This is a genomic window from Mesorhizobium sp. KR2-14 (genome assembly GCF_040049255.1).
In the GTDB taxonomy this organism is placed as follows: Bacteria; Pseudomonadota; Alphaproteobacteria; order Rhizobiales; family Rhizobiaceae; genus Pseudaminobacter.
The window spans coordinates 107,391-121,127 of the sequence record NZ_JBDZDR010000001.1 but is presented as its reverse complement, the minus strand read 5'-3'; the positions used below and the strand labels follow the sequence as shown (position 1 = coordinate 121,127).

The 13,737-nt window shown below is 63.1% G+C and carries 15 protein-coding genes and 2 tRNA genes; 6 read left to right on the top strand and 11 right to left on the bottom strand.

Annotation, left to right across the window (positions count from 1 at the left end):
- Nucleotides 1-4: 4 nt before the first annotated feature.
- Nucleotides 5-223, bottom strand: coding sequence for a DUF2842 domain-containing protein (locus ABLE86_RS00550; RefSeq protein ID WP_348776970.1), 219 nt, complete (start codon nt 221-223; stop codon nt 5-7).
- A gap of 148 nt (nt 224-371) precedes the next feature.
- Between ABLE86_RS00550 and ABLE86_RS00545 the strand changes: the two genes are divergently transcribed.
- Entirely contained in the window at nt 372-1,466 is a 1,095-nt protein-coding gene (locus tag ABLE86_RS00545) for a COX15/CtaA family protein (RefSeq protein ID WP_348776969.1), read from the top strand.
- A gap of 219 nt (nt 1,467-1,685) precedes the next feature.
- On the opposite strand, the gene argC is transcribed toward ABLE86_RS00545, so the two are convergent.
- From argC to ABLE86_RS00520, 5 genes are all read right to left on the bottom strand, one after another.
- Entirely contained in the window at nt 1,686-2,612 is a 927-nt protein-coding gene (gene argC / locus ABLE86_RS00540) for an N-acetyl-gamma-glutamyl-phosphate reductase (protein ID WP_348776968.1), read from the bottom strand.
- A gap of 74 nt (nt 2,613-2,686) precedes the next feature.
- Nucleotides 2,687-3,643 (bottom strand): agmatinase, encoded by a 957-nt coding sequence (gene speB / locus ABLE86_RS00535; protein WP_348776967.1) that lies wholly within the window; start codon nt 3,641-3,643, stop codon nt 2,687-2,689.
- Nucleotides 3,644-3,898: 255 nt separating this feature from the next.
- A complete protein-coding gene (rpsI, locus tag ABLE86_RS00530) occupies nt 3,899-4,372 on the bottom strand; it encodes a 30S ribosomal protein S9 (RefSeq protein ID WP_348776966.1) in 474 nt (157 codons plus the stop codon).
- Between the two features lie 2 nt (nt 4,373-4,374).
- Nucleotides 4,375-4,839, bottom strand: a complete 465-nt coding sequence (rplM, locus tag ABLE86_RS00525; RefSeq protein ID WP_348776965.1) for a 50S ribosomal protein L13 — start codon at nt 4,837-4,839, stop codon at nt 4,375-4,377.
- A 228-nt stretch (nt 4,840-5,067) separates the two neighbouring features.
- Entirely contained in the window at nt 5,068-5,520 is a 453-nt protein-coding gene (locus ABLE86_RS00520; protein ID WP_348776964.1) for a PaaI family thioesterase, read from the bottom strand.
- A gap of 248 nt (nt 5,521-5,768) precedes the next feature.
- Here ABLE86_RS00520 and ABLE86_RS00515 point away from each other — a divergent pair, with 248 nt between their 5' ends.
- From ABLE86_RS00515 to ABLE86_RS00495, 5 genes are all read left to right on the top strand, one after another.
- Nucleotides 5,769-6,587, top strand: a complete 819-nt coding sequence (locus ABLE86_RS00515; RefSeq protein ID WP_348776963.1) for an enoyl-CoA hydratase — start codon at nt 5,769-5,771, stop codon at nt 6,585-6,587.
- A gap of 43 nt (nt 6,588-6,630) precedes the next feature.
- Nucleotides 6,631-7,152, top strand: a complete 522-nt coding sequence (locus ABLE86_RS00510) for a CoA-binding protein (protein WP_348776962.1) — start codon at nt 6,631-6,633, stop codon at nt 7,150-7,152.
- 145 nt (nt 7,153-7,297) lie between these two features.
- Nucleotides 7,298-8,581 (top strand): O-acetylhomoserine aminocarboxypropyltransferase, encoded by a 1,284-nt coding sequence (locus tag ABLE86_RS00505; RefSeq protein WP_348776961.1) that lies wholly within the window; start codon nt 7,298-7,300, stop codon nt 8,579-8,581.
- Nucleotides 8,582-8,663: 82 nt separating this feature from the next.
- Nucleotides 8,664-9,011, top strand: a complete 348-nt coding sequence (locus ABLE86_RS00500) for a cupin domain-containing protein (protein WP_348776960.1) — start codon at nt 8,664-8,666, stop codon at nt 9,009-9,011.
- A 73-nt stretch (nt 9,012-9,084) separates the two neighbouring features.
- Entirely contained in the window at nt 9,085-9,855 is a 771-nt protein-coding gene (locus ABLE86_RS00495) for a glycosyltransferase family 25 protein (RefSeq protein ID WP_348776959.1), read from the top strand.
- Between the two features lie 15 nt (nt 9,856-9,870).
- Here the strand turns inward: ABLE86_RS00495 and ABLE86_RS00490 are convergent, their stop codons facing one another.
- From ABLE86_RS00490 to ABLE86_RS00470, 5 genes are all read right to left on the bottom strand, one after another.
- Nucleotides 9,871-11,124, bottom strand: a complete 1,254-nt coding sequence (locus tag ABLE86_RS00490) for a cytochrome P450 (protein WP_348776958.1) — start codon at nt 11,122-11,124, stop codon at nt 9,871-9,873.
- A 264-nt stretch (nt 11,125-11,388) separates the two neighbouring features.
- Nucleotides 11,389-11,610, bottom strand: a complete 222-nt coding sequence (locus ABLE86_RS00485; RefSeq protein WP_348776957.1) for a hypothetical protein — start codon at nt 11,608-11,610, stop codon at nt 11,389-11,391.
- Nucleotides 11,611-11,967: 357 nt separating this feature from the next.
- Nucleotides 11,968-12,043, bottom strand: a tRNA-Glu gene (locus tag ABLE86_RS00480).
- 185 nt (nt 12,044-12,228) lie between these two features.
- Nucleotides 12,229-12,304 (bottom strand) — tRNA-Glu (locus ABLE86_RS00475).
- An 80-nt stretch (nt 12,305-12,384) separates the two neighbouring features.
- Nucleotides 12,385-13,728 carry a D-Ala-D-Ala carboxypeptidase family metallohydrolase gene (locus ABLE86_RS00470; RefSeq protein WP_348776956.1) on the bottom strand — a complete coding sequence of 448 codons (1,344 nt, stop codon included), beginning with the start codon at nt 13,726-13,728 and terminating at the stop codon, nt 12,385-12,387.
- Nucleotides 13,729-13,737 lie beyond the last annotated feature (9 nt).

The window sequence follows — 13,737 nt, the reverse complement described above, 5'->3', positions numbered from 1 at the left end:
GCTATCAGCCCTTCTTCGGCTTGCGCTCGACGAGCAGCCACTTGATGATGCCCATGGCGGGCAGGATCCAGAGAAGGCCGGTAAGCAGGAAGAACAGGAAGTGCACCAGCGCGCTGGATTCGCCAAGTCGCGCCACTGCAATCGTCGTCGCCACGAGCGAATAGACGATCACCAGTACGATCAGCAGTATGGTTCCGATCAGCTTCTTGAGGCGAATAGGCATGGCTTTTCCTTCGTGGTCGTCCTAGGACTTCCTGGTGCCGTGCGCAAGCCGAACAACGGCGCGACGGCGTGTCGCGCGCATCACAGCCTTGTAACCGCGGCCCCGATGGTCCACCAATCGCCGCGGTTCGAACCGCCGGAATATTGCCATGTCAGCGACGATAAATTCCACTGCGCCCCTTGCCATTCGCGAACAGGAACTGCGCGACCGCAGGCTGGTCCGCGACTGGCTCTATATTGTGCTGGTCGTGCTCTTTGCTCTGGTCATGGTGGGCGGCGCCACCCGAATGACTGGCTCCGGCCTGTCGATCACCGAGTGGAAGCCGATCCACGGGGTCATTCCGCCGCTCAACCAGGCCGAATGGCAGGAAGAGTTCGAGAAGTATCAGCAGATCCCGCAATACGAGCAGATCAACAAGGGCATGACCCTTGAGGAGTTCAAGGAAATCTTCTGGTGGGAGTGGGCGCACCGTTTGCTGGCGCGCGGCGTCGGCTTCCTGGTCGCCATTCCGCTTGTGCTGTTCTGGGCGTCGGGCCGGCTCGAGCGCGGGCTGAAGCCGCGGCTGGTCGGTTTGCTTGCTCTCGGTGGGCTGCAGGGCGCTGTCGGCTGGTGGATGGTCGCTTCGGGGCTTTCGGAGCGTGCTTTCGTCAGCCAATACAGGCTCGCGATCCACCTCACCTTCGCCTGCGTCATCGTCATGGCCGTGACCTATATTGCGCGCGGGCTGGCAATCTATTCGCAAGCGCCGGCCGGGCGAGGCGTGCAGCGCTTTGCCGGCATCATGGTGCTACTCGTTCTGGTGCAGATCTATCTCGGCGCGCTCGTGGCGGGCCTGCATGCCGGCCTGACCTACAACACCTGGCCGCTGATGGACGGCGCCATCATTCCGGGCGATCTGTTCGTCATCGATCCGGCCTGGCGCAACCTGTTCGAAAACCCCAAGACTGTGCAGTTCATCCACCGTATGTTCGCCTATACGGTGCTGGTGGTAGCGATCTGGCATGCCGTGGCGACGGGCCTGGCAGAACCGGGAACGACACATGCGCGCCGCGCCTGGGTGCTGGTCGGCCTTGTTTTGGTGCAGGCCGCAGTCGGCGTCGGCACGCTGTTGGCTCAGGCGCATATGCATTGGGCACTGCTGCATCAGGGAGTCGCACTTGTGGTGCTTATCTTCGCGACGGCCCACTGGCGCGGCACAAAGGGTGCCTATCCGCTTCCGACCGAGGTGGTTGTCGGAAGGTAACCAGCCGGAACTTTCTCTTGGCGAAGGCCGCGACCGCAGGTGCGCGGCCTTTTTGTTATTTCAGATTGTCGTGCTGCGGCGCCAGCGCGCCACCAGGCAGCACTAGGCGCAAGCGTCGAGCGAAGACTGGCCCAACCGTCCGGATGTGGCGAGAAAACCCAGAGAGAGTAGCAGGGCCGGCCTTCAATCAGACGGGAAGGCCGGCACTATATTCTATGGCTACAGGCCGAGCATCAGGTTCAGGTTCTGCACGGCTGCGCCGGAGGCGCCCTTGCCGAGATTGTCGTAGACGGCGATCAGCAGAGCCTGCGCGCGGGCGTCGTTGGCGCTGACATACAGCTTCATCTTGTTGGTGCCGTTATAGATCTCAGGCTGGATATCCGCGCTGCGCTCGAAGTCGACCAGCGGCGCAACCTCGACCACGCCGCCCTTCACGCCGGCATAATGGTCTGCGATTGCCGCATGCAGTTCCGCGCCGGTGGGCACCTGCGGCAGGCGGCCGAGCTGCAACGGCACCACGGTGATCATGCCTTGCGCGAAATTGCCGACGGCCGGCTGCATGATCGGGTCATGCGAGAGCTTCGCATAGGCGCGCAGCTCGGGGATATGCTTGTGCTTGAGCATCAGGCCATAGGGAAGGAATTCGGGCGAATCCTCCCCCTGCGCTTCATAGTCCTCGATCATCTGCCGGCCGCCGCCCGAATAGCCGGAGATGCCGTTGATGGTGACGGGGAAGTCGGCCGGCAGCAGGCCGGCGGTGACCAGCGGGCGCAGGCCCGCGATCGGACCCTGCGGCCAGCAGCCGGGATTGGCCACTCGCTTGGATGCGGCAATCGCCTGCATCTGCGCCTTGTCCATCTCCGGAAAACCGTAGGTCCAGCCTTCGGCTACGCGGTACGCAGTCGAGGCGTCGATCACCCGTGTGGTGTCGTTCTCGATCAGCGAGACGCTTTCGCGCGCCGCGTCGTCGGGCAGGCACAGAATGGCCACGTCCGCCTTGTTCAGGAACTCGGCGCGCGCTTCCGTTTCCTTGCGTCGTTCGGCAGGAACCGAAATGATCTCCAGGTCGCCGCGGTCAGCCAGCAGTGCCCTGATCTGCAGGCCTGTCGTGCCATGCTCGCCGTCGATGAAGATTTTCGGTTTCATTTCCTGTCGTCCGTAAGAAGGTTCACATTGTTTGGCCGACCGCGCCCGAAGCCGGGCTGGTCTGGTTGCTCGGCTCAGGCGCTCTCGCGCGCCTTTCGCTCTGCCAGCAAGCCGACATACTGCATCGCCACGGTGGCACCCGCGATTGCCGTTATATCGGCGTGGTCGTAGGCCGGCGCAACCTCTACGACATCGGCGCCGACAATGTCGATCTGCGTCATCTGGCGCAGCACCGACAGCATCTTGGCCGAGGAGGGGCCGCCAGCAACCGGCGTCCCGGTTCCGGGCGCATATGCGGGGTCGAGGCAGTCTATGTCGAAGGTCACATAGGTCTTCCGACCGCCGGTGCGTTCCGCAATCGCATAGGCGATGTCGGACGCGCGCATTTCTTCCACGTCGTAGCCATAGAGGATCTTGATGCCGAACGTGTCGGGCGCATGGGTGCGGATGCCGATCTGGATCGAGCGATCCGGATCGATGATGCCTTCGCGTACCGCGCGCGCCACGAAGGAGCCGTGGTCGATGCGCTTGCCGTCGTCGTCCCAGGTGTCCTGATGCGCGTCGAATTGCACCAGCGCCATCGGCCCGTGGATGGCCGCATGCGCCTTCAGCACCGGCCAGGTGACGAAATGGTCGCCCCCAAGCGTCAGCAGGAAGGCGCCGGATTTCAGGATCTTGGCCGCTTCGCGCTCGATGATGCCCGGCGTCTTCTGGTGGTTGCCGCTGTCGAGCAGGCAGTCGCCATAATCGATCACGCCCAGTTCTTCGAACAGATCGAGATGGAACGGATATTGCGGGTCGCAGTCGAAAATGGCCGAGGCGCGGCGGATGGCCTGCGGGCCGAAGCGTGCGCCCGGCCGGTTTGTCACGGCAGCGTCGAAGGGGATGCCCCAGACGACCACGTCGGCACCCTTCACGTTCTTGGTATAGCGCCGGCGCATGAAGGACAGCGCTCCAGCATAGGTCGGGTCGCCCGAGCGGCCGGTGTTCCTGGTGGCCGTGAAAGCATGGTCAATGGAATTTGCAGGCATCACGATTTCCTAAACGGGTCTGGTGGGACGAAGCCATCGCGCGGAAACTGCTCGGCTTCGGTCGAGAGGGTTTCGTCCCGGCTCTACACCATTCCGGACGAAAAGTGGACCCGCGCAGACTGCATGTTCTGCCGCAGCCGGCAGGGGCCCGTCCAACTGCTCGTGGCCTTCGCAGAGCCACAAAAAAAAGCCGCCCGAAGGCGGCTTTTCCGACAGGCACCTGCCGCGAGGCAGCGCCCGAATGTTTCGAGCCGCTTAGCGCTTCGAGAACTGGAAGCTGCGGCGAGCCTTGGCCCGGCCGTACTTCTTGCGCTCGACGGTACGGCTGTCGCGGGTCAGGAAACCGCCCTTCTTGAGCACGCCGCGCAGCGCCGGCTCGTAGTAGGTCAGCGCCTTGGAGATGCCGTGACGGACCGCGCCGGCCTGGCCGGAGAGGCCGCCGCCGACAACGGTGGCGATGATGTCGAACTGGCCTTCGCGGTTGGTCGCCACGATCGGCTGCTTCAGGATCATCTGCAACACCGGACGGGCGAAATAGGCGCCGTATTCCTTGTCGTTGATGATGATCTTGCCGGTGCCGGGCTTGACCCAGACGCGAGCGATGGCGTCCTTGCGCTTGCCGGTGGCGTAGGCGCGGCCCTGGGCATCCAGCTTCTGGACGTGGACCGGAGCGGCCGGCTGTGCGGCGGCAACGGTGCCGAGATCTGCGAGCGAGTTGAGCTCAGCCATGATTACGAAGCCTTCTTGTTCTTGGCGTTCAGCGCGCCGACGTCGAGCGTCTCGGGCTGCTGGGCGACATGCGGGTGTTCAGAGCCGGCGTAAACGCGCAGGTTCTTCATCTGGCGACGGCCGAGCGGGCCGCGCGGGATCATGCGTTCCACGGCCTTCTCAAGCAGACGCTCGGGGAAACGGCCTTCGATCAGCTGGCGAGCGGTGCGCTCCTTGATGCCGCCGGGGTGGCCGGTGTGCCAGTAGTACATCTTGTCGGTGTACTTCTTGCCGGTCAGCACGACCTTCTCGGCGTTGATGATGATGACGTTGTCACCGTCGTCGACGTGAGGCGTGAAGGTGGGCTTATGCTTGCCGCGCAGGCGGTTGGCGACGATGGATGCGAGACGGCCGACGACGAGACCTTCGGCGTCGATCAGCACCCACTTCTTCACCACGTCCGCAGGCTTCTGCGAAAAGGTTTTCATGGATCTTGCTTTCGTTCTGGACCTTCCGGAGAAGGCGTTTCTTGTTGCTTGGTTTGCCGGATGGCCGAGGCCGCCCGCCAAATACAAGGACTGCGGCCTGGAAGGCTGCTGGTCCAGACGGGCTTATAGGCAAAGCTCAATATTCGCGTCAAGTGGGCGTGGCCGGAGAATCCTATAATAAGCGACTTGAAAACAAAGGCTTACGATTGTGGTATTATTTTACCGTACCTAGCCGTGCCGTTTCGGTGGAATCGAATAGGTTCCGGTGGCGTGTGCCACCGTGTGGCTATCCGGCCCGGCGACGATGTCGATGTCGAAGACCATCAGGCTTTTCCCCATCTTCAGGATGCGGCAGTGACCCAGAATCGGCCCGGCCTCGGCCTTGCGCATGAAGTTTATGTTGAGATTGGTTGTGACGGACAGCGCGTCCGCACCGGCATGGGTGAGTACGCAGACATAGCCGCCAATGTCGGCGAGCGTGAACAGCGAAGGCCCGGAAACCGTGCCGCCGGGGCGCAGGTGCCGCTCGTCGGCGTTCAGCCGCACCGTGCAGCCGCCCGGAAACACGTCGATCGCCTCGTACGCGGCGAATTCGCCATTGAGCTGCGGATAGACCGAGCGTAGCAGGGTGTTGGCCTCGGCGGCTGTCATGTGCGGGGTAAGATTGTTCTGGGTCGGCATAGCGAGTTTCGTCGGCCTCATTCATGAATGCCGCCGCTTCGGCGGCGTTGCGCGCACGGAAACTTGCGCAAGTTCGCGGCCATAAGACCCGTTTGGCCCCTGTTCTTCAACCCGGGCCGTGGTAGTTCTTCGGCAAGCTTGAATGCGTGGCTGTCTCATACAACATTCGAAGACCACGCGTTGATCGAAGGTGTCACGGCCGCCGTCATGGGCAGTGCCGTGGTGCGCAACAGAGCCGGAGAATAACATTGGCAGAAATCGTAGCCATGAAAGGCGCCGCCGAAGGGCCGGTCACCGCAATTTCCAGGGGAGGCGTGCTGCGCCTGACATTGTCCAATCCGCCGGCCAATGCACTGTCGATGGCGACGATGGCCGCGCTCCAGGCCGAATTCGACCGCGCCCGTGACGACGAAGCGGTGCGGGTGATCGTGCTGGCGGCAGAAGGCAAGGTGTTCTGCGCCGGCCACGACCTCAAGGAGATGACCGCGCATCGCGCCGATGCCGACGGGGGCAGGGCCTTCTTCGAGCGCACCATGGCCGCCTGCGCGCAGCTGATGCAGACCATCGTGCGCCATCCAAAGCCTGTCCTCGCTGAGGTGGCCGGGCTGGCGACTGCGGCCGGTTGCCAGCTTGTGGCAAGCTGCGATCTTGCAATCGCCTCCAGCGAGGCCACCTTCTGCACGCCGGGCGTCAATATCGGCCTGTTCTGCTCGACGCCGATGGTCGCGCTATCGCGCAACGTGTCGCGCAAGCAGGCGATGGAAATGCTGCTCACCGGCGAGACGATCGACGCCACGACCGCGCGGGAATTCGGTCTGGTCAATCGCGTCGTGCCGCCCGAATACCTGAACCAGATCGTGAGCAAATATGCTCAAACCATTGCATCCAAATCGCCGCTGACGTTGAAGATCGGCAAGGAAGCCTTTTATGCGCAGGCCGAGATGGGGCTTTCGGGGGCCTACGACTATGCCTCGCGGGTGATGGTGGAAAACATGCTGGCGCGCGATGCGGAGGAGGGTATCGGTGCCTTCATCGAAAAACGCAAGCCGGAGTGGAAGGGGGAATAAGCTCCCGCGATTGCCCTCGTCCGTCCTGAAAGCGCATGAAGACATGAACCACGACGCCTACGAAAACTCCTACATCGCCGGCATCCTGAACTCGGTGAAGACCATCGCGGTGGTCGGCGCCTCGGCGAACGAGGTGCGGCCGAGCTATTTCGTGATGAAATACCTGCTCGCCAAGGGCTACTCCGTCATCCCGGTCAATCCGGGGCATGCGGGCAAGGAGATCCTCGGGCAGATGACCTATGCCAGGTTGGCCGACATTCCGGTGCCGATCGACATGGTGGACATCTTCCGCGCCTCCGAGGCGGTGCCGGCAATCGTCGACGAGGTTCTGGCGCTCGAGTCGCTACCCAAGGTTATCTGGACGCAGTTGACCGTGCGCCACGACGAAGCGGCCGCGCGGGCGGAAGCCGCCGGCATCAAGGTCGTGATGAACCGCTGCCCGAAAATCGAATATGCGCGGCTGGCCGGCGAAATCGGCTGGAACGGCGTCAATTCAGGCGTCGTTTCGGCGAGGAAACCGGTCATGCGCGCGGGCTTCCAGAGTTTCGGTGTCAGGGAGCGCTAGTTTTGTAAAATTATTCCCGCCGCGGCTGCATTTTGCGGCGCAACGGCTCAATTGCCGGTCTGACGAGGCATTTTGTTCTTTGCATTCACGGCGGCGGTCCGTCAAGAATAGCAACGAATTTCAGCATCCCTTTTCGGAGAAAACGATGTCCCAACGCACCCCTGGCTTCAACACGCTCGCCGTGCATGCCGGCGCCAAGCCCGATCCGGCCACGGGCGCGCGCGCCACGCCGATCTACCAGACGACGGCCTATGTGTTCGATGATGTCGACCACGCCGCCTCGCTGTTCGGCCTCAAGGCTTTCGGCAACATCTACACGCGCATCATGAACCCGACCCAGGCGGTGCTTGAGGAGCGCGTGGCCGCGCTCGAGGGCGGCACGGCGGCGGTGGCGACGGCTTCCGGCCATGCTGCGCAGCTGCTGGTGTTCCACACCATCATGCAGCCGGGCGAAAATTTTGTTGCCGCCCGCAAGCTCTATGGCGGCTCGATCAACCAGTTCGGCCATGCCTTCAAGAATTTCGGCTGGGAAGTGCGCTGGGCCGATGTCGATGACGTCTCGACCTTCGAGAGCCAGATCGACGACAAGACCCGCGCCATCTTCATCGAGAGCCTGGCCAACCCCGGTGGCGTGTTCGTCGACATCGAGGCGATCGGCAACATCGCCCGCAAGCACGGCCTGCCGCTTATCGTCGACAACACCATGGCCACCCCGTATCTGCTGCGTCCGATCGAGCACGGCGCCGACGTCGTCGTGCACTCGCTGACCAAGTTCATCGGCGGCCACGGCAACTCCATGGGCGGCATCATCGTCGATGGCGGCACCTTTGACTGGTCGAAGTCGGGCAACTATCCGATGCTGTCGCAGCCGCGTCCGGAATATGGCGGCCTCGTCCTGCACGAGACGTTTGGCAACTTCGCCTTCGCGATCGCCAACCGCGTTCTGGGCCTGCGCGACTTCGGCCCGGCGATCTCGCCGTTCAACGCCTTCCTTATCCAGACCGGCCTGGAAACCCTGCCGCTGCGCATGCAGCGCCACTGCGATAATGCGCTGAAGGTAGCCGAGTGGCTGTCCAGGCATGACAAGGTCGCCTGGGTGTCCTATCCGGGCCTGCCGGGGGACAAGAACCATGCGCTTCAGCAGAAGTACTCGCCCAAGGGCGCGGGCGCCGTCTTCACCTTCGGCCTCAAGGGCGGCTACGAATCGGGCGTCAAGCTGGTTGAATCGCTTGAACTGTTCTCGCACCTTGCCAACATCGGCGACACCAAGTCGCTGGTCATCCACCCGGCCTCGACCACCCATCGCCAGCTCTCCGACGAGCAGAAGATTGCCGCTGGCGCCGGCCCGGACGTGGTGCGACTGTCGATCGGCATCGAGGATGTCGCCGACATCATCGCAGACCTGGAACAGGCGCTGGCCAAGGCTTGAGGCTGCAAGCCCGAATTTGAACCTGGGCCCCGGAAGGCATTCGCCGTCCGGGGCCGGTTCCGTTTCCTGGAGGGAGAACAGCGTGACCGAAAAATTCCTGACCGTGGACATTGCCGGTATCGAGCCGGAGGAGAACGCCCCGGCCGAGGGGCGGCTTGTTTCTGGCAACCCGAAGTTCCGAAGCTGGAACATCGAGGATGTCGATGGCGGTCTTTTCGCCGGCATCTGGGAATCGACGCCCGGCAAATGGCGCATCGAATATGACGAGTGGGAGTTCTGCCACATCCTCTCGGGCGTTTCGGTCATCACCGAGGATGGCGGGGAGCCGCGCACGGTGAAGACAGGCGACCGCTTTGTCATTCGCCCCGGCTTCAAGGGTAGCTGGGAAGTGATCGAAACCACGCGCAAGGATTATGTGATCCGGCTCTAGTTTTTGTTGCCCGGTATTTGACAGAAATGCATTGATCTAAAGAGTTTTGCCGCCACCGGAATAGAGTGGGCAAATGACGAAAGTTTATCTCGTCAACCTTGATAGATCTGTTGCCCGCTTGGAGCATATGCGGCGCCAGTTTGCTGCACTCGGCTTGGAGGTCGAGCGCGTGTCAGCCACGGACGGCTCGTCGATTGACCTCACCCCTTATGCGGGCAGCGGGCTGCTGCCCGGTGAGATCGGCTGTTTTCTCAGCCATCGCGAAATCTGGGAGAAGCTGGTGCGATCCGAGGAGGAATATGCCCTGGTGCTCGAAGACGATGTGCGCCTGAGCCGCGATCTTCCCGGGCTGCTCTCGGCTCTCGACTGGGTTCCGGGTTCGGCCGGGCTGGTGAAGCTCGACACTTCGGGCGGTCTTATCGGCGTGGCCAAATCAGGGTCGAGGGCGCCCTGCCGGCGCTCGCTGCATTTGCTGCGCACCCACCACGGCGGCACGGCGGGCTACATCGTCAGCCGCGCTTACGCGGCAAGGTTGCTTGCAGGTTCCACGACCTTGAGGGAGGCGGTGGATCACTTCATGTTCGGCCACGATGCGGTGGCGAATGACGATGGCCAGATCTGGCAACTGATCCCCGCGCTGGTCGCCCAGGAAAAGCGGTTTAGCCCTACGCCGGATCAGGAGTTCGAAAGCCTCATACAGCCCAACCGGCGCAGGCGCCGCTCGTTCCCACGGCGGCTCCTACGCAGTCTGGGCAAGCCGTTCAGCTGGCTGGCCGGTGCGACCGAAAGACTATATCGGTCGGCCACCGGAGACATTCGTTTCGTCAAAATGACTTTCAGATAGCCGGCCTGAGCGTTCCTACCACCTGCACGTCAGCCTTTCCAAACCGTGGAAATGGTAGCTGTCGCGGTAGAGGGGTTCTTCGGCCAGCGAAATCTGCGGCAGCCTGTCGAACAGCACCTTCAGCGAGGTCTGCATCTCCAGTCGCGCCAGCGGCGCGCCGATGCAGAAATGGATGCCGGCGCCGAAAGACACGTTCTTCTGGTCGCTGCGGCCGGGCTGGAATTCATGCGGTGCGGCATAGGCTTCGGGATCCCGGTTGGCGCAGCCAAGCAGCAGGCCCACCTGCTGGCCCTGCTTCAGCGTCAGGCCCTCCGCGGCCTCGATCTCGCCATAGGCATAGCGCGTGAACATGTGCAGCGGCGCATCGAAACGCAGGCATTCCTCTACCGTCGCGGCCGTTTCTTCCGGCGTCGTGAAGAAGCGGCGCGGATCGCCGCCCTGCTTCAGTATGGTGCGCACGGCATTGCCGGTCTGGTGCACGGTCGCCTCATGGCCGGCATTGAGCAGCAGTATGGCCGACGATACGAGTTCGTCTTCGGTCAGTTTCTGGCCGTCTTCCTGCGCCGAGATCAGCAAGCTGAGCAGGTCGTCGCCGGGGTTCTTGCGCCGCTCGGCCACATAGGCGCGCAGAAAGTCGGAAAACGCCTGCGAAGCGGCATTGGCCCGGTCTTCGGTCTCGCGGGTGCGCCCGTGCATATACATGGCCACCATGTCGTGGGACCAGGCCAGAAGCTGTGGGCCCATTTCCACCGGCACGCCCAGCATCTCGGCGATGATGGTGATCGGCAGCGGCGCGGCAAAGGCCGGCAAGAGGTCGACCTGGCCGCCTGCCTCGAAGCCATCGATCAGTTCGTTGGCCAGCGCTTCCACGCGCGGACGCAGGCGCTCGACCTGGCGCGAGACGAAGGCGCGGTTGACCAGCGTGCGCAAGCGCGTGTGCACCGGCGGCTCCAGCTCCAGCATCGAGTTGGCCTCGATCGCATCGAAGGCCTTGAGGTGCGAGCGGTCGCCGGCAAGACCCTGGTCGTCCGCGCCCGCAGGCTTTTCGCGGCCGAAGCGGCGATCGCGCAGCAGGCGATTCACGTCGTCGTAGCCGGCAAGGCACCAGAAGCCGAAATCTTCCCAGAAGAAGCTGCGCGCATTGGCATGCAGCCACGCATAGGCCTCATAAGGGTCTTGCACGAAACGCTGCTCATGCGGGTCGAGCCGCAGGCGGCGCGTGGCGGGGTCGTAATTCAGGTAGGATGGAGGTGCGGAGATGTTCGTCATGGCGGCCTGTTTAGCCCGCCTTGCCAAGCCTGATCCAGTGCATATCTGTCGCGCGCCCGGTTTTGGTTTGATCCAGAAGCCCTTGGGCTTTCCGACCGGCTCCCGAGAAACTGCCAGAAACAAGGTGGGCATCGGGCGCGCTCGACCACCAGGGTCGGCGAGGCCGATCTGGCCGCGAGGATACGCATGCGCACAGTTACCAACGCGCGCGGCCCACGATCTCTGAAACGTCGCGTTCTAAGCGTGGCTTGTCGAGAGAGAAACCTAGGCGCGGCCCGCTACGCCACAGCGTTCCAGTGCAGAGGCGAGGGTCGTGGTTTCGGTAAGCCCAAGCACCTTGCGGATGGCGTCGGTGCTTTCGCTCACCACGATCTGCCCCATGACATGGGTGACCATGGTGCCTCGGCCATGTTCTCTCATCGCGACGATATGGTTGGTGTTGAGATAAACGAGTTTGCCGTCAAAATCCGTTAGTGCAATCCACATGCCGGTCCCCTTGCAGTCGCCAAACGCTGCCCCCTCAGGCCGGATGAACTGCCTCCCTCGTCAAGGCCCACGTACATCTGAGAGAAATATAGTCCCGCAAAATCGAATCGATTGCAACGGTCTGCTCCGATTCGCGAAAGCCGCCTTTGATCTGCTGCGGCTTCCGAAGTCGATCTCAGCGCGGCGACTCAATTGCTCTTCCAAAGGGCAGGTGGGGCTGGTGGGCGGATCACCTCGCCGCCAGTTCGCCGCAGGCTAAGTATCTCGTGAAAGGGCGGAGCCGAACCGAGCGATTCGCGCAGAGCGTGTGCGGGCAGCCCAGGCCGCCGAGGAAGATCGCATTTTCTTGAAGGTGAGTGGCACGCCCAACGGGACTCGAACCCGTGTTTCCGCCGTGAAAGGGCGGCGTCCTAGACCGCTAGACGATGGGCGCGCGGCAGGGATGGGCGCCTTATAGACATGCAATCGGCGGTGGGCAACCCATCAAATCACGCGGCAGGTTCTTGATGGCCAATGATCGCGGGAAAAGTCGCCGCGAGGCGAAGCATGCCGCTCACGCGCTGCGCCAGCCTGCGCCGGTAAGCTGCTTGTTAGCCAGGTTTTTATGGAAAAAACCACTGGCACGCCCAACGGGACTCGAACCCGTGTTTCCGCCGTGAAAGGGCGGCGTCCTAGACCGCTAGACGATGGGCGCGCGGTGGAGATGGCGCCTTATAGACAGGCAATTGGTGGCGGGCAACCCATCAAAGCGAGCTTCAGCAGATTTTTTTCGCGTCACTGGCGGCGACGGCAGCGCCAGTTCCAGTCGCGCTCAGGGCCGACGTCCACATGCACGGAATCCGTGTGGCAATAGGTGCCCACGCCGCCGCGGCCGGGCATCGAGCGTACGTAGTTTGCAAGCTCCCACTTGCTCACGCCTTCGATCTGGATATCGGCGGCCGCGCAATACATATGCAGCGAGTTCTTGGCCCCGCGCGCGCGACGGTTGTGAGAGGGGCTGCGGTAGCCCGAAGTCACGATGATCTTGCCGCCGTAACGCTGCTCGATGGCCTTCAGCATGCGCACCAGGGACGGCTTGAGGCAGGCAATGTCGACGTTTTCGGTTTGGCGCAACAGTCCGTTGGGAGCAAGGCGCGCCAATCCGGCCGCTGACGCCAGCTGGTATGTGCCGGCTTCGTCCTCGTGCAGGTCGACGTCGCTGTCGTCGTCTATGCCGGACTTTCGGGTGATTTCAAAAAGGCCGCTCTGGCGCACGCCTGGCAGGGCTGATTCGCCGGTGATGGAAGCCAGAGCCGCAGGCTTTGCGGAGGGATCAGCGGCAGCAATCTGGATGATCGGCTTTGCCTGCGGCTGCTCGGCCGTCTCTATCAGCGGTTTGCTGGCAGGGGCGGCGGTTGCGATCAGGGGTTTTGCGGAAACACCAGGCGCTCCGCGACCGGAAGCCGTCGGAGTGACGGGCGATGCCGAAGAGGGGGAGCCGAAGAGCGAGGTGAAGAAGCCCTTCTTCTTCGGCGCTTCCGGCTGGGCAGCCTTGGGAGTGCTGGCCGCCGAAGATTCGGCCTGCACCGCCACGCCTGTGTCGGGGCTGGGGGCAATAGTGGCTTCCGCTGCTGCGACCACCTGGGAAGGGGCTGCCTCGGGCAGGCTGCCGGTGGGCGTCGCGTCCGCCTGGGTCTCGGCAGCTGCGGCCGGCTTGGCCGGCTCTGCTGCCTGCGCGGCAGCAATCGCCAGCCGCTCGGCCTGTGCTTCTGCCGCAACGGCCTCCTGCAGCGAAATGGTGGCGCCGTTGGCTGGCTTGGCTGTAGGCAGGTAGGCAACCGCCAAGGGCAGTTCCTTGTCGTTGGCGTCCATCACCGTCGTCATCGCTGGCGCGGTGTTCGCGTCTGCAGCTGCAGGCGTGGCTTCTGCGAGTTGCGCGCCTTCGGCCGGCGCTGCTTCATTGCCGTCGACGGCGACCTCCACCGCCTCGGCCGGCGTGACCCCGACATTGAAACCCGGCGCGTTGAAATCGAGGTTGGGATCGTTGGTCGAGGTGCAGGATGCGAGCAGCGCGCAGCAAAGCGCAGCCAGCACCGCACGGCTTTCTCGTTTGGCGACGCGAGTGCCTACTGCGGTCAAACCTATCCC

What these genes read in the sequence shown, in the direction of transcription:
- ABLE86_RS00545 (WP_348776969.1), top strand. Translation starts at nt 372, where the DNA reads ATGTCAGCGACGATAAATTCCACTGCGCCCCTTGCCATTCGCGAACAG.
- ABLE86_RS00505 (WP_348776961.1), top strand. Translation starts at nt 7,298, where the DNA reads ATGTCCCAACGCACCCCTGGCTTCAACACGCTCGCCGTGCATGCCGGC.
- argC (WP_348776968.1), bottom strand. Translation starts at nt 2,612, where the DNA reads ATGAAACCGAAAATCTTCATCGACGGCGAGCATGGCACGACAGGCCTG.
- ABLE86_RS00550 (WP_348776970.1), bottom strand. Translation starts at nt 223, where the DNA reads ATGCCTATTCGCCTCAAGAAGCTGATCGGAACCATACTGCTGATCGTA.
- rplM (WP_348776965.1), bottom strand. Translation starts at nt 4,839, where the DNA reads ATGAAAACCTTTTCGCAGAAGCCTGCGGACGTGGTGAAGAAGTGGGTG.
- ABLE86_RS00510 (WP_348776962.1), top strand. Translation starts at nt 6,631, where the DNA reads ATGAACCACGACGCCTACGAAAACTCCTACATCGCCGGCATCCTGAAC.
- ABLE86_RS00495 (WP_348776959.1), top strand. Translation starts at nt 9,085, where the DNA reads ATGACGAAAGTTTATCTCGTCAACCTTGATAGATCTGTTGCCCGCTTG.
- speB (WP_348776967.1), bottom strand. Translation starts at nt 3,643, where the DNA reads ATGCCTGCAAATTCCATTGACCATGCTTTCACGGCCACCAGGAACACC.
- ABLE86_RS00485 (WP_348776957.1), bottom strand. Translation starts at nt 11,610, where the DNA reads ATGTGGATTGCACTAACGGATTTTGACGGCAAACTCGTTTATCTCAAC.
- ABLE86_RS00520 (WP_348776964.1), bottom strand. Translation starts at nt 5,520, where the DNA reads ATGCCGACCCAGAACAATCTTACCCCGCACATGACAGCCGCCGAGGCC.
- ABLE86_RS00490 (WP_348776958.1), bottom strand. Translation starts at nt 11,124, where the DNA reads ATGACGAACATCTCCGCACCTCCATCCTACCTGAATTACGACCCCGCC.
- rpsI (WP_348776966.1), bottom strand. Translation starts at nt 4,372, where the DNA reads ATGGCTGAGCTCAACTCGCTCGCAGATCTCGGCACCGTTGCCGCCGCA.